At 60.4% G+C, this 2,691-nt stretch carries 2 protein-coding genes; both read left to right on the plus strand.

Features of this window, described 5'->3' with window-relative positions; all coding sequences use genetic code 11:
* Positions 1-1,507: YjbH domain-containing protein (locus ACRC1E_RS04730; RefSeq protein WP_438513957.1), on the plus strand; the 1,507-nt coding region annotated here is incomplete at its 5' end.
* An 87-nt stretch (positions 1,508-1,594) separates the two neighbouring features.
* On the plus strand, positions 1,595-2,691 hold a 1,097-nt coding region (locus ACRC1E_RS04735), incomplete at its 3' end, for an SLBB domain-containing protein (RefSeq protein WP_438513958.1).

Consider the following 2,691-nt stretch of genomic DNA (forward strand, 5'->3'; position numbering starts at 1 on the left):
CGCCGCCGCCAACTTCGACCGTCGCCTGCACCAAGGCCTGTATTTCAATAGCACCCTGTCCGCCACCCTGCTGGAGGACGTCAGCGATGTCAAACAGGCTTCCAACAGCAGTCTGCCGCATGTACGCAGCGATATTGCCGAATATAAAAAAGGCGGGCGCATCAAGCTGCAAAAGGCTGTCGTTAACCAATATTTCAAGCCGGCGGGCCAGTGGTATGGCCGCATCTCCGGTGGCCTGTACGAGGAAATGTTTGCCGGCGCAGGTGGCCAGCTCTTGTATGCACCATTCGACAAACGCTGGGCGGCCGATATTGCCGTTGATGCCTTGCGGCAGCGCAATTTTCAGGGCTGGCTGGGGATGCGCGACTACGATACCGTCACCGCTATCGGCTCGCTGCATTACCGTCTGCCTTACGAAACGACCGCCACTTTGCGGGCCGGCCGTTTTCTGGCCAAGGATTTAGGTGCCCGCATCGAGATCAAGCGCCGCTTTCGCTCCGGCTTTGAAGTTGGCGGCTGGTACACCCGCACCGACGGCAAGGATATCACCAGCCCCGGCACGCCCAGCTCGCCCTATTTCGACAAGGGTATCTTCTTCCGCATGCCGCTGGATGCGCTGCTGCCGCAAGACAATCGCTCGCGTGCCAACTTCGCCATTTCACCGTGGACCCGCGACGTTGGCCAGATGGTGACCAGCCCGGGCGATCTCTACCCTATGGTCGAAGCCGGCGAAACCAGCTTGCATCAGACCGATGGTCTGGGCAACTTTTCAGAACGCATCGATGAACTAAACCACCCGGCGGTAGCGCGCCCGATAGAGCGCATCACGCCGTGGCCCAATGTTCAGCTACGGCTGGAAGATGCCGGCAGCGCCTTCCCGCGCCTGTCCGAAGTTGGCAATACAGTACTCTGGTCCGGCGTTACCATCGGTCTGGCCTCGCTGGCCGACGAAAAATGGCGGGACAAGCTGGCCGGTCATGAAGAGAGCCGCGGCCTCAAGGCATGGGACAAGTTGGGCAAGGCCGCGCCCTTGCTGGCGGTAGGCGGTGCCGGCATCGCCTTGGCACTTGGCGACAGCAAGCTGCAGAATACCGGTTTTATTGCCCTCCAGTCGGCCGCAGTCGCGGCAGGTAGCAGCATGCTGCTCAAGCAAGCCTTCAACCGCGCACGCCCGGATGAAGGCCAAGGTCACTGGAGCCAGCAAGATGCGGGCCCGTCACGTAGCGACAGTAGTTTTCCGTCCAACCACGCGGCGGTGACATTTGGCGCCATCACCCCGTTTGCCGCCGAGTACCGCGCACCCTGGCTATATGGTGTTGCCGGCATTGCCTCGCTCGGACGTACCGCCAAGGGCAAGCACTGGGTATCGGATATTGCTGCCGGCGGCCTGCTCGGGTATGCGACAGGGAAATGGCTATGGAGCGCACAGCGCGAGCGCGGCCGTTACCAGCCTGTCTTTGATTTCGGCCCAGGCTACGCCGGCGTCAAGATTGACGCCCGCTACTAACGCACCGACTTCAGTCTTAAAACAATACGGTTTTCATTTTTGATAAGCGGCCCAGTTGGGTCACTTGCAGTAAAAGGGTTTGTTAACATGCAAAAAAAACGACTCGCCATTCTGGCCGTCACACTATCCATGGCATCTGCCCATGCGCTAACGCCGGAGCAAATCGCACTGGCTCGCCAGTACGGCGCCAGCGAGTCACAAATTCAGGCAGCCTCGGCGAGTGCGACACAATCGGCCGCCTCGCCTTCCGAAGCCGCACCGGCACTGGCGCCCACCATACAGCCGCGCACAACAGCCGCAGCCGCCAGCAAAGCGGGCGAACCTTTCGGTTACAGCCTGTTTGCCGGCATGCCGACCAGCAACACACCGCTTTCCGACTTACCGGTACCCGACGACTATCTGATCGGCCCCGGTGACGAACTGAAAATCCAGCTCTACGGCAAGGAAAACGCACTACACACCTTGCGTGTCGGCCGACAGGGCAATATCGATTTTCCCGGTCTGGGCCCGATCTATGTAGCCGGCAATAATTTCCAGCAAGTCGCGGTCGATCTGATCAGCCGCATCAAGTCACAGATGTTGGGCATCGACGTATTCGTCTCCATGGGCGCCCTGCGCATGATGCAGATCACCGTCACCGGTGAAGCCTTCAAGCCTGGCGCTTACAACGTCAACGCCCTCACGACCCTGACCCAGGCACTACAGGCGGCGGGCGGCCTGAATACCGGCGGCAGCCTGCGCAAGATTCAGGTCAAGCGCAACGGCCGCGTGGTCCAGGAAATGGACTTGTACCAGTTGTTACTGAAGGGCGACAACAAGGCGGATATTCGTCTGCGCGCCGGCGATGTGGTCTTTATCCCGGCCAAAGGCCCCAGCGTGTCCATCGATGGTCTGGTGCGGCGTCCGGCTATTTACGAGCTCAAGGGCAAAACCTCGCTCAACGAAATGATCGCGCTGGGCGGCGGCCTCAAGCCGGAAGCACTGAACGAAGTCAGGCTCACCCGCCAGAGCGAAACCGGCCCGCAGCTATTCAATATCAGCACCGGCAGCCGGCAAGCCGCCACCTTTAGCATCCGCGATGGCGATGCCGTATCGGCGCTACGCGTATCCGACACCTTCAATAACGCCGTGGTACTTAAGGGTGCAGTGCTGCACCCCGGACCGACCAGCTTCAAGCCCGGCAT

The sequence above is a fragment of the Craterilacuibacter sp. genome (genome assembly GCF_051659485.1).
Lineage (GTDB): Bacteria > Pseudomonadota > Gammaproteobacteria > Burkholderiales > Chromobacteriaceae > Craterilacuibacter.